An 18892-nucleotide genomic window follows, 5' to 3' on the forward strand; every position below is an offset into this window, starting at 1 on the left:
TGCCGGTCTTCGCGTCTGTTTTTCCCGCTTCGGTCCAAGCGGCGCCGCCGCAGGACCTAAAATTTCTGGCGCTGTATCAGGGCTCCCCCGTGGGCACGCATAGCGTCTCGTTTCTCCGTAACGACGACTACCTCGTCGTTACGTCGCACGTCGATATCGCCATCAAGGTTCTGTTCTTCACGGCCTTTCGGTTCGAACATAAGGCCGTGGAAACCTGGCGGTCGGGCCGCCTGGTATCCGTCGAAAGCACGACGGATGACAACGGCACGGACCTCACCGTTTCGGGACATGTAACGCATGACGGATTCCGCATCGATGGCACGGGCGGCCCATTTCTGGCGGATGGCGCGTTGTTGACCACGAACACGCTTTGGGACAACCGCCTGATCCATGAGAGCAGGATCATCGACGTCCAAAACGGCGGCGAGTCCGGGCTCGTCGTAAAGCCCCTTGGCACGGAACCGGTCGACACGCCTCAAGGGCCGATCATGGCCAGCCGCTTTCGCATCATCACGCCCGATTACGCCGGGAGCCTGTTCTTCGACGCCGACGGCCGTTGGGTGAAAAGCCTGTTGGAGCGGCAGGGAGAGATTCTCGAATATGCGCTCATATCGTAATTACTCTGAAAATTTCCGGCAGACCGCCGCCGTGGCCGCCTGTGTCGGCGCACTCGCCTTGGTCTCAGCCTGCGCGCTCGTGATACCGCCGCCGGATGTGACGATCGGAACCGCCCCCCCGGGCAGTGCCCACGATCCGCTGGGCAATTCGATCTGCCGGCTGTTTAACCTTGAAACAGCAACCAACGGAAACCGCTGCGTGGCCCGGCTCTCGGACGGCCCTGCCGCCAACGTCCGCGCGCTGCGCAACGGCGCGATCGAAGTCGGGATTTTGCAGTCCGACGTTCTGGCCGACGCGGTGGCTGGGGCCGGAGAATTCGCGGCGGACGGCCCCAACACCGACTTGCGGAAACTGTTCGCCGGCCATGCCGATGCCTTCACAATCGTCGCCCGCCGGAAGTTGGGAACCCGCGATGCCGCCGCACTGCGCGGCCGGCGTATCAACATGGGCACCCCTGGGTCCGGCGAGCGGATCGCCATGCAACGGATCATGGCGGCGTTGGGTGTATCGGAAAGCGAATTCGCGGAGGTGCGCCAGCTGACCCTTGCGGAACAGTACCGTGCGTTCTGCGCCGACGAACTGGACGCCATCATCTACGAGGTCGCCCACCCCAGCGGATTGATTCAGGCCGTCGTGCGTATGTGCCATGGCGCGTTGGTGGACGTCCGCGGCCCGAAGATCAATGAGATGTTGCAGGACCACCCCGAATACGAACGCAGCGTGGTTGCCGGCGGGACTTATCGCGGCAATCCACGCGACGTGCAAACCATCGGCGTGCGGACCGTCGTTGTGACGACGACCGGATTGTCCGAAGAGCTTGCCTACAAGATCGTCAAGAATGTTTTCCAGAACATCGAGGACTTTCGGCGTCTTCACCCGGCGTTTGCCATGCTGTCGGTCGCCGACATGGTGAATGCCGCCGGCCACGCACCGATCCATCCCGGTGCCATCCGGTACTACCGGGAACGTGGATGGCACCCGTAAATACCCCGGTGGCGGCAAATAATCGTCAATGCGCATGGCCCGCACAGCGGTTCAATCCGCACTGGTCCTGTTCGGTAAGGACAGGAAGACCGTCGCCATGTTAGACTTTTTGTTGAAATTCGCATTGCTCGTTCGATCGAAAATAAGCAATGCGCCCTCCAAACCCGCCCATTTCTACGTTCGTTGAACCTTGTCGTGCACAAGGTTCCGTCCGTCCGAACAATCCAAAACCCAGAAGCGAGGCATCATGACCAACCAGTCACCGAAGCAACCTAAACCGAAACAATCCAAACCGAAGCAACCCAAGCCTGGCCAAAAGTTCGATGCAAAGCTGTTTCTAACGTCCGTCGGCGTTGGCCGGCGCAGCATCAAGTATCAAGCCAAGGATCTGGTCTTCAGGCAGGGAGATCCCGCCGACGCCGTGTACTACATCGAGAAAGGCGGCGTGCAGATAACCGTCGTCTCGGACCAGGGTAAGGAAGGCGTTATCGGAACCCTTGGCGCCGGTGATTTCTTCGGAGAGGGATGCCTGGTCGGACAGGAGTTCTATCTGGCATCGGCCCATGCGACCAAGCCGACCACGGCCGTCGCCGTTGATAAGGCGGCGATGGTCCGCGTGCTTCTGGAGCAGCCGAAGCTGTCTGAAATGTTCATGTCGTTCCTGCTGACACGCAACATCCAGATCGAAGCCGATCTCGTCGACCAGTTATTCAACTCCAGCGAAAAGCGTCTGGCGCGGGTACTTCTGCTTCTCGCCAACTTCGGCAAGGAAGGAAAACTGGAGGTCGTCGTGCCGAAGGTCAGCCAGGAAGCCCTGGCCGCGAGGGTCGGCACGACCCGGTCACGAGTCAATTTCTTCATGAACAAGTTCCGCAAGCTCGGCCTGATTGAATACAACGGCGAGTTGAAGGTGCATTCAGCGCTGCTGAATATCATCGTTCACGACTAGGCCGGTCCAGTCTCTCGCCGATGGCTAAATTCGCCCGAGCAACAGCAGCACAAGAACGACGATCAGGACGAGGCCCAATCCGCCAGTCGGAAGATAGCCCCAGCTTCTGCTGTGCCGCCACGTCGGCAGCGCGCCAACCAGCATCAGCAGCAAGATGATAATCACGATGGTCCCGAGACTCATTTCATTCTCCTTGTTGAAGGATGCGCCCGCAATGGCGCACGTAGAGGAAACCAGACCTGCGGCCAGTTGATTGCGGCACGCGGGCGGTGGCGATAAGCGTGATGACGCGAAGAAAAACGGCGCCGGACATAGCCGGCGCCGTAAAGTTGATCTTAGGGGCTTGGTCGCGCCGGCTCGTCCTACTTCCTTAAGGTGACGACCACGCGGCGATTGTGCCATTCCCGAACGTCATCGGCGGTCGGCACGGCGGACCGGTCTTCGCCGAAGGACTGGGTACCGATCGTCGGCTTGATACCGGTCGCTTCAAGGGCGTCGGCAACCGTCGCGGCACGACGCTCTGCAAGCAGGCGATTGTATTCCCGCTCGCCGGAACGGTCGGTGTAGCCGTTGACCGTCACGCTCGTCGCCTGGGTTTCCTTGATGCGCGCGGCGATGTCGCTATTCATCGCCAAGGCGTTGTTGTTCAGGGTCGAGCTGTTGTGGTCAAAGTAGATCGAGAAAGACGCCACTTCGAGGGTCGGGGACGGCGGAGATTTTACGGCGACCTTCTGTTTCGGCATCGGCTTGGCTTCCGCGAAGACGATCCGGGACGCCTCGTCGATGGCATTCAGGAAACCAACGCGGCAAGTCGCGATATCTTCAGGCTGGAAGTTTTCTTCCCGCTCTTCCATCCAGCAGTCGAACTGGGTCTGTGCGCGGGCCGTCGGCTCGGTCGCACGGGTGGGGCCGCCGGCGTCAAGCACGCGCATCATCTTCGCACGGGCTTCCGTTAGTTCCTTGACGAACGGGTCGGGGATCGATCGCTCGTCCATCTTCGTCGGCATCACCTGGAAGTTGGCGGCAGCCTGACGCGCCTTCGTGTTGTAGTAGCTGGTGGCCTCGGGATGCGCTTCGTCAATTTCGGTTTGCGCGAGCGCCACGTAGTTGCGGTGCAGCGCCTGCTGAAATGCGCTGCCGGCCTGCGACAATCCGCGCACTTCCATAACGTTCGTGTCCAGTGCTTGATTGGCACAGGCGCCGAGTAACGACGCGACGGCGATAACGGGCAGATATTTGATCGGTCTCATGGTCAGATCCTCAATAAAATTGCGTGGGTTCTTGGGCCGCATCATCATTTGCCTGATGCGGCTCGATCTCTTTTCCTGGCGTGGGAGTTTGCTGAAGATTAGACCAATAATACTTGGTGAATTAAACAAGCGATGTTCAATACAGCACATAGCTATTAAATAAATACCAAATAACTGCACATGAATTTAATTTAAATTGTTTAAATCATTAAAAAATAAGGAGAAATATTGTTTATTTATTTTAAACCCGGCTTGCCTGAATTCTGAATCTTCCGCCACTTGGCGACGTTGCGGTTGTGCTCGATGAGGGTTTCCGCGAAGGCGTGGCCGCCAGTGCCGTCGGCCACGAAGTAAAGGTCCTTGGTCGCCTGCGGGTGCAGCACGGCCTCGATCGCGGCGAGACCTGGATTGGCGATGGGCGTGGGGGGCAGGCCGGCGACGGCATAGGTGTTCCAGGGCGTCGGCGTGTCCAGATCGGCGCGGGTCAGCTCGCGATCCAGGGGCGCCTTGCCCTGGGTGAGGCCGTAAATCACCGTCGGGTCCGACTGCAGCTTCATGCCGCGCCGGAGCCGATTGACGAACACCCCCGCGACCCGCGCGCGTTCCGACGCCACGCCTGTTTCCTTTTCGACGATGGACGCCAGCACCAGAGCCTCCGCCGGGCTGTTCAGGGGCAAACCTTCTTCCCGTTCCGCCCAGGCCTTCTGCAAGGCCGCGTCCATCGCCTGTTCCATGCGGCGCACGGCCTGGGCCTTGGTGTCGTAATAGGCATAGTGATAGGTCTCGGGCAGGATGCGGCCCTCGTCCGGCGGCGCCGGCAGGGGGCCCATGAGCCCCTCCGCCTTGGCGACGATCTCGAGCGCCTCGGCCACGGTCAGGCCCTCGGGGATGGTGACGGTGCGGGCCACCGTCTCGCCCCGGCGCAGGACGTCGAGCACGCCGGTCACGCTGGCCCAGGCCGGGATGCGGAACTCGCCCGATTTCAAGGCGCGGTCGGCCCCGTCCAGACGGCCGGCCAGGCGGAACAGCAGGGCGGAGCGGACGATGCCGCGCTTCACCAACGTCTGGGCGATGGCCTGAATATGGCTGCCGGGCGGGATCAGCACGACCGCGTCCATCGCGTGCGGCCCGTCACGGGAAATCTGTTTGGAAAACCACAGCCAGCCGCCCCCCGCCGCAAGTGCGGCGAGAACGGCCATCAACAGGGTTGCGAGGAAAAGCCTGCGGATCATGCCGCGACTTTAAATCAGTCGTAGGCTTTGAACACCAAAGAAGCGTTCGTGCCGCCGAAACCGAAGGAGTTGGAGAGGGCCGCGCGCACCTTACGTTCCTTGGGCTTGTGCGGCACCAGATCGACACCGACGCAGGCTTCGGACGGGTTGTCCAGGTTGAGGGTCGGCGGGACGATGCTGTTCTTCATGGCGAGGATCGAATAGATCGCCTCGACCGCACCAGCCGCCCCCAACAGGTGACCGACCGCGGATTTGGTCGAGGACATGGAGATGCCCTTGATGGCGTCGCCGAACACGCGCTTGATGGCACCCAGTTCGATCTCGTCGCCGAGCGGCGTCGAGGTGCCGTGGGCGTTCACGTAATCGATGTCTTCCGGGTTCATGCCGGCGCGCTTGAGGGCCGCCTGCATGCAGCGGAAGGCGCCGTCGCCGTCTTCCGCCGGGGCGGTGATGTGATGGGCATCGCCCGACATCCCGTAACCGACGATCTCGGCATAAATCTTGGCGCCGCGCTTCTTGGCGTGCTCCAGTTCCTCAAGCACCACCACGCCGGCGCCGTCGCCCATGACGAAGCCGTCACGGCCCTGATCCCAGGGGCGGGACGCCTTTTCGGGCGTGTCGTTATAGCCGGTCGACAGGGCCCGCGCGGCGCAGAAACCGGCGACGCCCAGGGGGCAGATCGCGGCCTCGGCCCCGCCGGCGACCATTACGTCGGCGTCTTCCCACATGATCAGACGGGCGGCGTCGCCGATGGCGTGCGCCCCGGTCGAACAGGCCGTGACCACCGCGTGGTTCGGACCCTTGAGGCCATAGCGGATGGAAACATGGCCAGACACCAGGTTGATCAGGCTGGCCGGAATGAAGAACGGGCTGAGACGCCGGGCACGGCCTTCATGCACGGTAATGGCGCCACCGGCGATTTCCGGCAGACCGCCGATGCCCGAACCGATCAGGACGCCGGTCTTCCAGCGGTCCTCGTCGGCTTCCGGTTTCCAGCCCGAATCCTCGATCGCCTGAATGGCGGCGGCCATGCCGTAAATGATGAACGTGTCCATCCGGCGCTGGTCCTTGGTCGGGACCCAGGCCTCGGCATTGAAGGTGCCGTCGGCGCCGTCGCCCAGGGGCACGGTGCCACCGATCTTGGCCGGCAAGTCGTATTCTTCGTAGCCCTCGAGCTTACGAATCCCGGACTGCCCGGCCAGCAGGCGCGACCAGTTAAGGTCCACACCCGTGCCGAGGGAATTGACGATACCCAATCCGGTAACGACGACGCGTCTCATGTTCGCTTATCTCATCAGGCCGCACGAACGCCCGGGCCCCCGAAGGGGGCGGGCGCAGGTGGGACGAAACCGAGCAGGATTACTGCTGCGATTCGATGAAGTCGATGGCGTCCTTGATGGTCAGGATTTTCTCGGCGGCGTCATCGGGAATCTCGATGCCGAACTCTTCCTCGAATGCCATGACCAGCTCCACCGTGTCGAGGCTGTCCGCGCCCAGATCGTCGATAAAGCTCGCGTTTTCAACAACTTTGGCTTCATCCACACCGAGGTGGTCGTGGACGATCTTCTTTACGCGTTCAGCAACATCACTCATATCGATTCCCCTGTTGATTCCCTATTGATGGATCAGGAAATAAAGGTTGAAATTCTGACGGTGGCGGCGGGATTTCGGGGGTCCCGGACCAAGTTCGCCCGCTTCCTATCACATATCGAACGCGTTTGACCAGCCACCTCTACACACCATCGTTCACGCCCCCGCGAGGGCCGGAATTTTGGGCTAGATCATGGCCATACCGCCGTTGACGTGGATTGTCTGGCCCGTCACGTAGGCGGCTTCGTCGCTCGACAGGTAAAGCGCCGCGGCGGCGATCTCTTCCGACGTCCCCATGCGGCCCGCCGGAATAGCGCCCATGATAGCCTCTTTCTGGGCGTCGGTCAGGTCATCGGTCATCGCCGTCTGGATGAAGCCGGGGGCGATGCAGTTGACCGTGATGCCGCGCGCCGCCACTTCCTGGGCCAGCGACTTGGACATCCCGATCATGCCGGCCTTGGACGCCGCGTAATTGACCTGCCCCGCGTTGCCGGTGACCCCGACGATGGAGGTAATGCCGATGATTCGCCCCAGGCGTTTCTTCATCATGCCGCGCAGAACCGCCCGTGACAGGCGGAAGGCGGCGGTCAGGTTGACGTCGATGACCTCCTGCCAGTCCTCGTCCTTCATGCGCAGCATCAGGGTATCGCGGGTCAGGCCGGCGTTGTTGATCAGAATATCGATGCCGCCCATGGCCGATTCGGCGTCGGCGACCAGCTTATCCGTGCCTTCGGCCGACGACAGGTCGGCGGGCAGGACATAAGCGCGGTCACCCAGTTCCTTGGCCAAGGGCTCCAGCGCCTCAACCCGGCGGCCCGACAGGCCGACCGTGGCACCCGCACTGTGCAGCGCGCGGGCGATGGCCCCGCCGATGCCGCCCGAGGCCCCGGTGACCAGGGCGGTTTTTCCCGTAAGATCGAACATCGCGGTTTCCTCCACCTTTTCTTCAGTTATACAGCCCGGCCCGCGTCACAGTGAGGCCAGGAAGGCCTCGACCTCGTCCGGCGTGCCGACGTTGACGACGTTGATCTCGCGGTCGATGCGGCGCGCCAGACCGGCCAGAATCTTACCCGAGCCGATCTCGACCAGGGTATCGACGCCCTGGGCCTTCAACTGCGCGACGCATTCCCGCCAGCGCACCATGCCGGTCACCTGTTCGACCAGAAGGCGCTTGATCTCGCCCGGATCCTCGACCGGGGCGGCGGTGACGTTGGCCATCACCGGCACGGCCGGGGCGTTGATCTGAACGCCGCCCAGGGCTTCGTCCATGGCGTCGGCGGCGGGCTGCATCAGGGCGCAATGGAAGGGGGCGGACACCGGCAGCAGAACAGCGCGCTTGGCGCCCGCTTCCTTGGCGATCTCGATGGCGCGTTCGACCGCGCCAGTCGATCCGGAAATCACGATCTGGCCCGGCGCGTTGTCGTTACCGGCCTGACAGACCTCACCCTCGACGGCCTGGGGCGCCGCCATGGCGTCGGCGCAGACCTTTTCCACCGCGTCCATCTCCAGGCCCATGAGCGCCGCCATGGCGCCCTGACCGACGGGAACGGCTTTCTGCATTTCCGTGCCGCGCGTCTTCAGAAGGCGGGCCGTATCGGCCAGCGAAAACGTCCCGGCGGCGGCCAGCGCCGAATATTCGCCGAGCGAGTGGCCTGCGACGAAATCCGCCCGCGCCTTGAGATCGAACCCGCCTTCGGATTTCAGCACGGCGAGCACGGCCAGGCTTGCGGTCATGATCGCGGGCTGGGCGTTGGCCGTCAGGGTCAGTTCGTCCTCCGGCCCCTCGAACATGATCTTGGAAAGCTTTTGTTTGAGGGTTTCGTCCACTTCCTGGTGGACCTCGCGGGCGGCGGCGAAGGCATCATGGATGTCCTTGCCCATGCCCACGGTCTGGGACCCCTGCCCCGGAAAAATCAGTGCGCGTGCCATGAAAGCGACCGTGCTCCCTTCGTTGAATTGGGGCGAGAGGTATTGCCGCCCCGCCCCCGGCCTGTCAAGGGCACACGGACGCGCCCCCATCCCCGCTGCGGCCTCGTCACCGCCCGCAGCTTTAAAATATTGAAATTACTGAATAAGATATCAGATGCTCTGAGATGTACCAATTGATAAGGAAGCCCCGGACGTGAGTGACGAAGCCAAGGAAACCAAGAGTTACGACGTCGAGGACGCCCAGGTGCGAATTTCCGTACTATGCGGAAAAGCGATCTATTTCGTCGTCGCCTTGATCCTGCTGGGCATTTCAATCGGCATTGTCGGCTATGGCATTGCCGAAATCTGGAAAGCGTTCCGCGCCGGTACCGGCATCATCACGCCCCTGCTGGACGGTGTCGCCCTGTCGGTCCTGGGGCTGGCGGTCATTGACGTGTCCAAGTATCTGCTGGACGAAGAGGTGTTCCGCAACCGGGAACTGGGCGCCGCATCGGAAGCCCGGGCGACGCTGACGAAGTTCTTCACCATCATCACCATCGCCATCAGCCTGGAAGCTATCGTGCTGATCTTCGGCTCGATCAAGGATAACGATATTCAGCGCCTGATCTATCCGGTGTACCTGCTGTTGACCGCCGTCGTCATCACCTTGGGCCTCGGCGTGTTCCAATGGCTGAACGCAAAGGCGGCGCAATTGACGAAAAAGGAAGGCTGATCCCTCCCTTCACCGACGTCTAAATCCAAGAGTTCTGCGCGCTTGCGCCGGTTCCGGGAATGTGTATAGTGCGCCGCCTCGGGGCAAATTCCCCGACCTCCTTGTCGGTCAGGAAACTCGGATGACCGGCTATGTCCCCAGTGTGGGGGCTGAGACAAGCCAAAGGGAGCTTATATGCCTTATTACGAAAGCGTGTTCATCGCGCGACCCGACATTTCGGCCGCTCAGGTCGACGGTCTGGTCGAAACCTTCGAAAAAGCCATCGCCGGCGGCGGCGGCAGCATCCAGAAGAAAGAATACTGGGGGCTGCGCAACCTCGCATACCGGATCAAGAAGAACCGCAAGGGCCACTACATGCTCATGAACATCGACGCGCCGGCCGATGCCGTCGCCGAGATGGAGCGCCAGATGCGGATCAACGAAGACGTCATGCGTCACATGACCCTGCGCGTCGACGAACTTGAAGAAGGTCCGTCCGTGATCATCCAGAACAAGGACCGCGGCGACGAACGTCCGCGCCGGGGCCCGCGCCCTGACCGGGGCGACCGCCCCGACCGTGGCCCGCGCCCTGATTTTGATGGTGGCGACTCCGGTCGCAATCGCGACAGAGGAGACGACGCATGAGTGAAGAATCCGGAAAGCCCGCCGGCCGTAGCGCCCGGCCGGTCTTCAATCGGCGCCGCAAAAGCTGCCCGTTCGCCGGGCCGAACGGTCCGAAGATCGACTACAAGGACACACGCCTGCTGGGCCGCTTCATTTCCGAACGCGGAAAGATCGTCCCCTCGCGCATCACCGCCGTTTCCAACAAGAAACAGCGTGAACTTGCCAAAGCCATCAAACAAGCCCGCTTCCTTGCCTTGCTTCCCTACGTGGTGAAGTAACTGCTAACCGTGCCCCGCGAAAACGGGGCACGGAACAGGGATACTTAAGCCGATGCCGAAATCGTTCCTGATCGCCATCTGTGCAGGTCTTTTAAGCCTGGTGGCGGCCATGCCGGCCCTGAACGGCGCCCCCGGTGGGTTGTTGCTGTTCTATGTTGCCGCCCTGCCCATCTACATGGCCGGTTTCGCCTTCGGCGCGACGGCGGGCACGGTGGCGACGCTCAGCGGTTTCGTCGCGGCGACGGCTTTGGGCGGCGTGCTGGTGGCCGGGGTATTCGCCCTGGTCCACCTGCTGCCGGCCTGGACCGTGATCCGGCAGGCCATGCTTCAACGCACGGCACCCGACGGCCATACGGAATGGATGGCCCCGGGTCCGATCGTCGCCGGCCTGTCCGGCATGGCGGCGACGATGATGCTTCTGGCGGGTCTGGTGTTCTACGCCAACGGCACGGGTCTCAGCACCATCGTCACCGACCGTCTGACCGACGTTTTGGCGGCCATGTCGCCAAACACGCCGCAGGCGGCGCGGGACGAGATGGTGGCGCTTTACGGCCCGCTTCTGCCGGCATCCCTGGGATCGAGCTGGGTCATCATGGCCCTGGTCAGCGCCGCCGTGGCGCAGGCCTTCCTGGCCCGGATGGGGCGCAACCTGCGTCCGACCCCGCGGTACGCCAACATGGTCCTGCCGGAATGGATTTCCTGGGCCATGGTGGGGGCGGCCCTGGTGTCCCTGGTCGCAAGCGGCGAGGTTCAGTTCCTCGCCCGCAACCTGACCTTGGCCCTGGCCGTGCCGTTCTTCCTGTTGGGCCTCGCCGTCATTCACCACTGGGCACGGCGGGTCCGCAACGGGACCTTGGCCCTGGTGGCTGTCTACTTTCTAATTTTCGTTGTCGGCTGGGCCGGTCTTCTCGTGACCGCCGCGGTCGGCGTTCTGGAACAATGGGGCGGCATCCGCCATCGGCTGACCGGCCCCGCAGGCGGCACCTCGCCGCATGATGATTAATTAGGAGAGATCGCAATGGACGTGATCCTGTTGGAACGTATCGAGAAACTGGGCCAGATGGGCGACGTGGTTAAGGTCAAGGCCGGCTTTGCCCGCAATTACCTGCTGCCCCAGAAGAAGGCCCTGCGCGCGACCGAAGACAACAAGCGCGTGTTCGAGGCCCAGAAGGCGCAGCTCGAAACCCAGAACCTGGAATCCCGCAAGGAAGCGGAAGGCGTCGCCGCCAAGATGGACGGCCAAAAGGTCGTCCTCATCCGTCAGGCCGGCGAAGCCGGACAGCTGTACGGTTCGGTCAACGCCCGCGACGTCGCCGAGGCCCTGGAAGCCGCCGGTTTCACCGTCGCCCGCCATCAGGTCGAACTGGCCCGCCCGATCAAGACCCTGGGCCTGCATGACGTGATCGTGCGCCTGCACCCGGAAGTCACGGTGACCATCACCGCCAACGTCGCCCGCACGCCGGACGAGGCCCAGGTCCAGTCCGACACCGGCGTGGCCCTTGTCGGCGATGACGCCAAGGAAGCCGCCGACATCGCGGCCGAGGCCGCCGAAGCCGTCGCCGCCCAGGCGGACGCCGTATTCGAGGAAGACGTCGCCGGTGAGGCCGTCGCCGAAGCCGCCGAGGACGCCGCCGACGAGGCCGAAGCCGCCGCCAAGAAAAAGGCCGATGCCGAAGCCCGCGCCGTTGCCGCCGCCGCGGCCGCGGAAGCCGCCGCTGCTGCGGCTGAGGCCGATGGCGACGACGCCGACAAGGCCGACGAAGACAAGTAAGCCTTCCCGCCCACCCGGCGGAACAGGTGAAAGAGGGCGGTCCCGTTGGGGCCGCCTTTTTTCGTGCCCGAACACCGTGGATCACGGCGGATTGACACCGTCGATTATTTTTAGAACAATTATAAAGTCCCACGGTTGCTTTCGCGTTTCAGGGAAACGCCCAGGGGTAAGAGCTGGCATTCCTGCCCCAGGGGGGAGGTGGAAATGTTGTTTGCGCATGTTCTTCGCCATATCGTCCAGTCCGGCAGATTGACGGCCATCGACGCCCATGGACGTGAACACGTGTTTTCCGGTTCACCCGGCGCCAATCTGACCATCCGGTTTCATGACCCGTCCCTTCATTGGAAGCTGTTCTTCAACCCGGGCCTGTACCTGGGCGAGGCCTATATGGACGGCACCTTCACCGTCGAGGACGGCACGATCTTCGATTTCCTGGATTTCATCACCGCCAACATGGACAGCAGCGGCGAACACCCGATGATGGCCTGGGTCGCCGCCGCCGACACCCTGTTCCGCCGCGTGCAGCAATACAATCCCGCGTCGCGGGCACGGAAGAACGTGGCCCATCATTACGACCTCAACGGGCGGCTGTACGAGCTGTTCCTGGACCGCGACCGGCAGTATTCCTGCGCCTACTTCCAAACACCGCAGGACAGCCTGGACACCGCGCAATTGAACAAAAAGCGCCACCTGGCGGCCAAGTTGATGATCGAACCCGGCATGAAGGTGCTGGACATCGGCTGCGGTTGGGGGGGACTTGGCATTTATCTGGCCGGCGAACTGGGGGCCCAGGTCACGGGCCTGACCCTGTCGACGGAACAGCTCGGCGTGGCCCGGGAGCGGGCGGCCAAGGCGGGGCTGTCGGACCGGGTCGAATTCCATCTGCGCGATTACCGGGAACAGACCGGCACCTTCGACCGCATCGTGTCCGTCGGCATGTTCGAACACGTCGGCATCACCCATTACCGCGAATACTTCGACACCGTGAGAAACCTTCTGACCGACGACGGCGTGGCGCTGATCCACACCATCGGGCGGTCGGAGGTTCCGCGCGCGACCAACCCCTGGATCCGCAAATACATCTTCCCCGGCGGCTATGTTCCGGCCCTGTCCGAGGTCATGCGCAGCATCGAACAGACAAACCTGATCACCACGGATGTGGAAATCCTGCGCCTGCATTACGCGGAAACCCTGAAGCACTGGCGCCACCGCTTCCACAAGCGGCGCGACGAGGCGAAAGCGCTTTATGACGAACGCTTCTGCCGCATGTGGGAATACTATCTGGCGGCCAGCGAATGTTCGTTCCGAAACATGGACAACGTGGTGTTCCAGATCCAATTGGCGAAGAAACGTGACGCGCTGCCGCTGACCCGCGACTACATCACCGAATGGGAGAAGCGGGCGAATCGCCGGCAAAAGGCATCGACCCGCGACGGCGCCGCCGCCTGACCTTATCCCTCCGAAGGCCGCGCCTGCCCCGGCGTTCGGCCGGCCGCCTTGAATTTATCCACAATCCATCCCCATACTCACATTCCTACCGTCGGGTATGGGGTTTCATGCACACTGGGATTCCTTATTCCTCTACCCCGTCGCGCAGGCTTTGGATTACCACAGTGCCATGAACACGACCCTCACCGATCCTCCCGAAGACACCCTGTCACACGCCGAAGACCCGTACCACGACGGCGCCCCCCATCACGGCGATCCGGGCGGCGGTCACGGTCATGGCGCGGCGGCGGGGTTCCGTTCCATGCCGCACAACCTGGATGCGGAGAAGGCGCTGCTCGGCGCGCTACTGGTCAACAACCGGGCGTATGAGCAGGTCGCCGAGTTCCTCAAGCCGGAACACTTCGCCGTCGAACAGCACGCCAAGGTATATCAGGCGGCGGAAAAGCTCATCGATCACGGCCAGATCGCCGACCCGGTCACCCTGAAACGGTTCTTCGAGAACGAAAATTCCCTGTCGGAAATCGGCGGCCCGGCCTATCTGACCGATCTGGCGGCCAGCGCCGTCACCGTCATCAACGCCCGCGAATACGGGCGCATCGTCTATGACCTGTACCTGAGACGCGAACTGATCAACCTGGGCGAGGATGTGGTCAACGGCGCCTACGGCGGCGAGGTCGACGAGACCGCGACGGACCAGATCGAGCGCGCCGAACAGGCGCTGTACGATCTTGCCACCTCAGGCAATTACGAGGGCGGGTTCCAGGACTTCAAATCGTCGGTCGTCGCCGCCATCAATTCCGCCGAACTGGCGCATAAGCGCGACGGCGGTCTGGCGGGCGTGGCCACGGACTTCATCGACATGGACGCGCTGCTGGGCGGCCTGCATTCGTCGGATTTGATCATCCTGGCCGGTCGGCCGTCCATGGGCAAAACGGCCCTGGCCACCAACATCGCCTTCAACGTGGCCTGGAACCATTCCCGCACCCAGGGAGCCGAGGGCGCCGTGGTCGGCTTTTTCTCGCTGGAAATGTCGGCGGAACAGTTGGCCAGCCGTATTCTTTCGGAACAGGCGGAAATCGGCTCCGACCGCATCCGCAAGGGGCTCCTGGAGAACGACGAGTTCACCAAGCTGGTCAGCGCCTCGACCACCCTGCACAATATCCCGCTGTTCATCGACGATACCCCGGCGCTGACCGTCAGCGCGCTGCGCACCCGCGCCCGGCGCCTGAAACGCCGCCACAATCTGGGCTTGATCGTGATCGATTATCTTCAGTTGGTGTCCGGTTCCTCGACCAGCCGCAGCGACGGCCGCGTCCAGGAAGTGTCGGAAATCACCCGCGGCCTGAAAACCCTGGCCAAGGAACTGGAGGTCCCCGTGCTGGCCCTGTCGCAGTTGTCGCGAACGGTCGAACAACGCGACCCGCCACGCCCGCAGTTGGCCGACCTTCGTGAATCGGGGTCCATCGAACAGGACGCCGACGTGGTCATGTTCATCTACCGCGAAGAATATTACATGGAGCGCAAGAAGCCGTCGCGCCGCGCCGACGAGGACGACAGCAAGCTGGTCGAACGACTGGAGCGCTGGGAAGGTGCGTTGCAGGACATCCATCAGGTCGCCGAAGTGATCGTCGCCAAGCAGCGCCACGGCCCCATCGGCAACGTGCCCATGCACTTCAACGGCGCCTTCACGCGGTTCGGAAATCTGTCGAAGGACCACCCCTACCGCCAGCGCTTCCATGGCGAAGACTGACGGACAGCAATCCGGCGGCGTCGATGCACGCCTGGCCGGCGCTGTATTGACCGTCGATCTGGCCGCCCTTCAGGCCAATTACCGGCTTATTTCCAGCAAGCTTGCCGGCGGCGCCACGGCGGCGGCCGTGGTCAAGGCCGACGCCTACGGCATCGGCATCGGCCCGGCGGCCACGGCGCTGTGGGCGGCAGGTGCGCGCGATTTTTTCGTCGCCCATGCGAACGAAGGCGTGACCCTGCGCGGGCATCTGGCCGACGCCCGCATCCATGTCCTCAACGGCGCCCACGCGGGGGCCGAGGACGCGTTCCTGGAATACAACCTGATCCCGGCCCTTAACTGCCTCGGCGACGTCGACCGCTGGCGCGCGTTCTGCGTCCGGGTCGACCGGCCCCTGCCCTGCGTCCTGCATGTCGACACGGGCATGTGCCGCCTGGGCCTGGACCGGCGGGAATACGCCCGCGTGGTGGCCGACCCATCCTTGCTCGACGGCCTCGACATTCAAACCGTGATGAGCCACCTCGCCTCCGCCGACGAGGACAGCCCGCAGAACGCCCAGCAGCTTGCCCTGTTCCGGGACGCCAGGGTACATCTGCCCATGGGGCGGGCCTCCTTCGCCAATTCATCGGGCGTGTTCCTGGGCCCCGATTATCACTTCGACCTGGCCCGCCCGGGGGTCGCCCTCTACGGCGTCAATCCGACCCCCGGCAGCCCCAACCCCATGGCGCAAGTCGTTCGTCTGAAAGCAAAAATCCTACAGGTGCGGGACGTTGACAGTGCCGAGACCGTTGGCTACGGTGCCACCCACCGGATCGCGGGCCCTTCCCGCATCGCGACCCTGCCCGTGGGCTATGCGGACGGCTATCTCCGTTCTCTCGGCAACCGGGCGACGGCGTATATCGGGGACTACGAGGCGCCCCTAGTGGGACGGGTATCCATGGATCTCATCACCATCGACGTGACGGCCGTACCCGAGGCCCAATGCCGGCCCGGCATGACGATCGATCTGATCGGCCCGCGCCACACGGTCGACGATCTGGCCGCCCAGGCCGGCACCATTGGCTATGAAATCCTGACCTCGCTCGGCCGCCGGTACCACCGCGTCTACGCGGACGGCGCGGCCTAGCCACGATGACGCTTCTGCAAGCCATCGGCCGGGTCTTCCTGGCCTTTCTCGGCACCACGGGACGGCTGATCATGTTCGCCCTCACCGCGGTCACCCATTGTTTTCTGCCGCCCTATTACCCCCGCATCATGATCCGCCAGATGGTCGAGATCGGGTATTTCTCCCTGCCCGTGGTCGGCCTGACGGCGATCTTCGCGGGCATGGTGCTGGCGCTGCAAAGCTATACCGGCTTCGCCCGTTTCTCGGCCGAGGGCGCCATCGCCAACGTGGTCGTCCTGTCGATCACCCGCGAACTGGCGCCCGTGCTGGGCGGGCTGATGATCGCCGGGCGCGTGGGTGCGTCCATGGCGGCCGAGATCGGCACCATGCGGGTGACCGAACAGATCGACGCGCTGACGACGCTGTCCACCAACGCCTTCAAATACCTGGTGGTGCCGCGCATCATCGCCGGCGTGGTCATGCTGCCGATTCTGATTTTCGTCGCCGACATCATCGGCGTGTTCGGCGGCTTTCTGGTGTCGGTCTACAAGCTGGGCTTCAACCCGGCCATCTATCTACAGAACACCTGGGATTTCCTGGAACCGCTGGATGTCATTTCCGGCCTTGTGAAGGCATCGGTGTTCGGCTTCCTGGTGGCGTTGATGGGCTGCTACCACGGCTATTATTCGAAGGGCGGCGCCCAGGGCGTGGGGGCGGCGACAACCAATTCCGTGGTCTCATCCTCGATCCTGATCCTCTGCTTCAACTACATCCTGACCGAAGCCTTCTTCGGCCTATAAGGCGGGCACCATGGCCGAGCCGAAAATCCAACTGCGCGGCGTGACCAAGGCCTTCGGGACCAAGAAGGTCCTGACCGGAGTCGACCTCGAGGTTTCCAAGGGCGAAAGTGTGGTCATCATCGGCGGTTCGGGCACGGGCAAGTCGGTGACGCTGAAATGCATTCTGGGCCTGCTGCGGCCCGACGCGGGCTCCATCAAGATCGACGGCCGGGAAGTCACGGGCCTCACGACCTCGGAACGCGATCAAATCAACCGCCAGGTCGGCATGCTGTTCCAGGGCGGGGCGTTGTTCGATTCCCTGCCCGTATGGGAAAACGTCGCCTTCGGCCTGTTGTCGCGGGGACAATGCGGGCGCGCCGAAGCGCGCGAGATCGCCGTGAAGAAGCTCGCCCTGGTCGGCCTCAAGCCGCACCTGGCCGACGCGGCGCCGGCGGACCTGTCCATCGGCATGCAGAAACGCGTGGGCCTGGCCCGCGCCATCGCCACGGACCCGGAAATCATCTTCTTCGACGAACCGACGACGGGCCTCGACCCGATCATGGCCGACATGATCAACGAGTTGATCGTCCACGTGAACCGCGAGGTAGGCGCCACGGCGCTATCGATCTCCCACGACATGGAATCGGCGCGCAAGACCGGCGACCGCATCGCCATGCTGTATCAGGGCAAGATCGTCTGGGCCGGCGATCCGGATTCCGCCGAGGCGGCGGCCAACCCGATCGTCGATCAGTTCGTCCACGGCCGCGTCGATGGGCCGATCAAGATGCAGGTGCGGGCCTGAGACATCCCGCCCCCCAATTGAGTGGTTGGTGGGCGGCTGCCTGTCTTAAGGGCACCGCGCCTGAAAAAGAATGTGATGAAAATGGGTGAAACGAACAAGCCGGCCTTTCCGCAAACGCCGGACGGCGTCACCGATTGGGAAAAAGTCTTCGAAGACCCGGATCAGGGTTTGGTCGCGGCGATCCGCACCGCCCAAACATCGGATAACCTGCGCGCCTGCATGATGATCGTGATCCGGCAGTTGTTCACCCGGGACGATGACGAGCTTCAGGTTGCACAGTTAACCCGGCAACTTGACGACCTGCTGGCCCAGTCGGGTGGCGCCGTCCCAACGGACGCCGCAACCGTCATGCTGCGCCAAATCAAGGTCCAGCGGCAGGAACTGGCCCAGGCCTATCTGGCGGATAAGAAAAGGAAGAAACGCCGGAAGAACCGGCGCGCCGCCGGTTCGGCAGGCACGAAAAACGCCATCTACCTTCTGTTCAAGAACCCCAAGTACTTCATCGGCCTGGGCCTCATCCTGACAGTTCTGTTGATCGGGGTCATCGCGGCCCTCGTCATCGGCGGGGCGCACACGGCGGAAGACGTCGACCACGCGGAGCATTCCGCCACCCCGGAAAACGATGCCGAGGATGGCAAAGACGCGCCAGAGGAAAAACCGACCCAGCAGGACATGCCCCTGCCCGAATTCAAGCCAACGAAGCGAGGGGCCGCGACGGCGCCGGTGGCCGTTGTTCTGCGCCCCGTCACCCTTCCACGCAGCCTTGGCAAATGGAAGCGCGGCCCGACTCATGTCATGCCGTTTATCTTCGTCAGGGATGAGGGCGATGTCGCCAACCTGTGCCGGCAATTGCCCCATATCCTGAGCACCCTGAACGTGGAGCTCAGCAAGGCATTCCAGGATATCGACGTGTTCGACGAACAGGTTCTTTCCGGCGTCGCGCGGCGCGTCGGGATCATCCTGAACGCCCGGCTCGAACCGCCTTCGGTCACAGGCATTCGCTTGGCGATCCCCATGGATTCGAAAGACTATCCACCCGCAAAATGCGCTCTGGCGTCGGACGCCTTCGCAAAATATTTGAAATAGGCCGGCGC

20 protein-coding genes and 1 pseudogene are annotated in these 18892 nt (G+C 63.0%); 14 read left to right on the forward strand and 7 right to left on the reverse strand.

What is annotated here, in order from left to right:
• The first annotated feature begins 89 nt into the window (after window positions 1–89).
• The 3 genes from RJ527_19055 (at window position 90) to RJ527_19065 (ending at window position 2551) form a co-directional block, all read left to right on the forward strand.
• The gene (locus tag RJ527_19055; GenBank protein WND76105.1) at window positions 90–617 is read left to right on the forward strand and encodes a DUF6134 family protein; all 528 of its coding nucleotides are present in this window, start codon (window positions 90–92) and stop codon (window positions 615–617) included.
• Window positions 601–1602: a TAXI family TRAP transporter solute-binding subunit gene (locus tag RJ527_19060; protein ID WND76106.1), complete on the forward strand. Its 1002-nt coding sequence runs from the start codon at window positions 601–603 to the stop codon at window positions 1600–1602. Before RJ527_19055 ends, RJ527_19060 begins: the two co-directional genes overlap by 17 nt.
• A gap of 247 nt (window positions 1603–1849) precedes the next feature.
• On the forward strand, window positions 1850–2551 hold the full coding sequence (locus RJ527_19065; GenBank protein ID WND76107.1) for a Crp/Fnr family transcriptional regulator: 702 nt from the start codon (window positions 1850–1852) through the stop codon (window positions 2549–2551).
• 24 nt (window positions 2552–2575) lie between these two features.
• Here the strand turns inward: RJ527_19065 and RJ527_19070 are convergent, their stop codons facing one another.
• The 7 genes from RJ527_19070 to fabD form a co-directional block, all read right to left on the reverse strand.
• Window positions 2576–2734 (reverse strand): DUF3309 family protein, encoded by a 159-nt coding sequence (locus RJ527_19070; protein WND76108.1) that lies wholly within the window; start codon window positions 2732–2734, stop codon window positions 2576–2578.
• Between the two features lie 179 nt (window positions 2735–2913).
• A complete protein-coding gene (locus RJ527_19075; protein WND76109.1) occupies window positions 2914–3801 on the reverse strand; it encodes an OmpA family protein in 888 nt (295 codons plus the stop codon).
• A 236-nt stretch (window positions 3802–4037) separates the two neighbouring features.
• Window positions 4038–5033, reverse strand: a complete 996-nt coding sequence (gene mltG, locus RJ527_19080; protein ID WND76110.1) for an endolytic transglycosylase MltG — start codon at window positions 5031–5033, stop codon at window positions 4038–4040.
• Between the two features lie 14 nt (window positions 5034–5047).
• Window positions 5048–6313, reverse strand: coding sequence for a beta-ketoacyl-ACP synthase II (gene fabF, locus RJ527_19085; GenBank protein WND76111.1), 1266 nt, complete (start codon window positions 6311–6313; stop codon window positions 5048–5050).
• Between the two features lie 79 nt (window positions 6314–6392).
• Window positions 6393–6626 carry an acyl carrier protein gene (locus RJ527_19090; protein ID WND76112.1) on the reverse strand — a complete coding sequence of 78 codons (234 nt, stop codon included), beginning with the start codon at window positions 6624–6626 and terminating at the stop codon, window positions 6393–6395.
• 183 nt (window positions 6627–6809) lie between these two features.
• The gene (fabG, locus tag RJ527_19095) at window positions 6810–7547 is read right to left on the reverse strand and encodes a 3-oxoacyl-[acyl-carrier-protein] reductase (protein WND76113.1); all 738 of its coding nucleotides are present in this window, start codon (window positions 7545–7547) and stop codon (window positions 6810–6812) included.
• Between the two features lie 45 nt (window positions 7548–7592).
• Entirely contained in the window at window positions 7593–8552 is a 960-nt protein-coding gene (gene fabD / locus RJ527_19100) for an ACP S-malonyltransferase (protein ID WND76114.1), read from the reverse strand.
• A 193-nt stretch (window positions 8553–8745) separates the two neighbouring features.
• On the opposite strand from fabD, the gene RJ527_19105 reads away from it, so the two are divergent.
• The 11 genes and pseudogenes from RJ527_19105 to RJ527_19155 all read left to right on the forward strand — a co-directional run bounded on the left by RJ527_19105 (window position 8746) and on the right by RJ527_19155 (window position 18884).
• Window positions 8746–9264: a hypothetical protein gene (locus RJ527_19105; GenBank protein ID WND76115.1), complete on the forward strand. Its 519-nt coding sequence runs from the start codon at window positions 8746–8748 to the stop codon at window positions 9262–9264.
• Between the two features lie 174 nt (window positions 9265–9438).
• On the forward strand, window positions 9439–9888 hold the full coding sequence (gene rpsF, locus RJ527_19110) for a 30S ribosomal protein S6 (GenBank protein ID WND76116.1): 450 nt from the start codon (window positions 9439–9441) through the stop codon (window positions 9886–9888).
• The gene (gene rpsR / locus RJ527_19115; protein ID WND76117.1) at window positions 9885–10145 is read left to right on the forward strand and encodes a 30S ribosomal protein S18; all 261 of its coding nucleotides are present in this window, start codon (window positions 9885–9887) and stop codon (window positions 10143–10145) included. Before rpsF ends, rpsR begins: the two co-directional genes overlap by 4 nt.
• A gap of 52 nt (window positions 10146–10197) precedes the next feature.
• On the forward strand, window positions 10198–11148 hold the full coding sequence (locus RJ527_19120) for a DUF2232 domain-containing protein (protein WND76118.1): 951 nt from the start codon (window positions 10198–10200) through the stop codon (window positions 11146–11148).
• 15 nt (window positions 11149–11163) lie between these two features.
• Window positions 11164–11769: pseudogene (gene rplI / locus RJ527_19125) on the forward strand (50S ribosomal protein L9).
• A gap of 351 nt (window positions 11770–12120) precedes the next feature.
• Window positions 12121–13365 (forward strand): cyclopropane-fatty-acyl-phospholipid synthase family protein, encoded by a 1245-nt coding sequence (locus RJ527_19130; GenBank protein ID WND76119.1) that lies wholly within the window; start codon window positions 12121–12123, stop codon window positions 13363–13365.
• Window positions 13366–13666: 301 nt separating this feature from the next.
• A complete protein-coding gene (locus tag RJ527_19135; GenBank protein ID WND78090.1) occupies window positions 13667–15115 on the forward strand; it encodes a replicative DNA helicase in 1449 nt (482 codons plus the stop codon).
• Complete coding sequence (alr, locus tag RJ527_19140; GenBank protein WND76120.1) at window positions 15102–16238, forward strand: alanine racemase; 1137 nt, start codon at window positions 15102–15104, stop codon at window positions 16236–16238. Before RJ527_19135 ends, alr begins: the two co-directional genes overlap by 14 nt.
• A 5-nt stretch (window positions 16239–16243) precedes the next feature.
• Window positions 16244–17017: an ABC transporter permease gene (locus RJ527_19145; GenBank protein ID WND76121.1), complete on the forward strand. Its 774-nt coding sequence runs from the start codon at window positions 16244–16246 to the stop codon at window positions 17015–17017.
• Between the two features lie 10 nt (window positions 17018–17027).
• Entirely contained in the window at window positions 17028–17798 is a 771-nt protein-coding gene (locus RJ527_19150; GenBank protein WND76122.1) for an ATP-binding cassette domain-containing protein, read from the forward strand.
• 81 nt (window positions 17799–17879) lie between these two features.
• Window positions 17880–18884 carry a hypothetical protein gene (locus RJ527_19155; protein WND76123.1) on the forward strand — a complete coding sequence of 335 codons (1005 nt, stop codon included), beginning with the start codon at window positions 17880–17882 and terminating at the stop codon, window positions 18882–18884.
• Window positions 18885–18892 lie beyond the last annotated feature (8 nt).

Source organism: Thalassospiraceae bacterium LMO-SO8 (assembly GCA_031655335.1).
Lineage (GTDB): Bacteria > Pseudomonadota > Alphaproteobacteria > Rhodospirillales > Casp-alpha2 > UBA1479.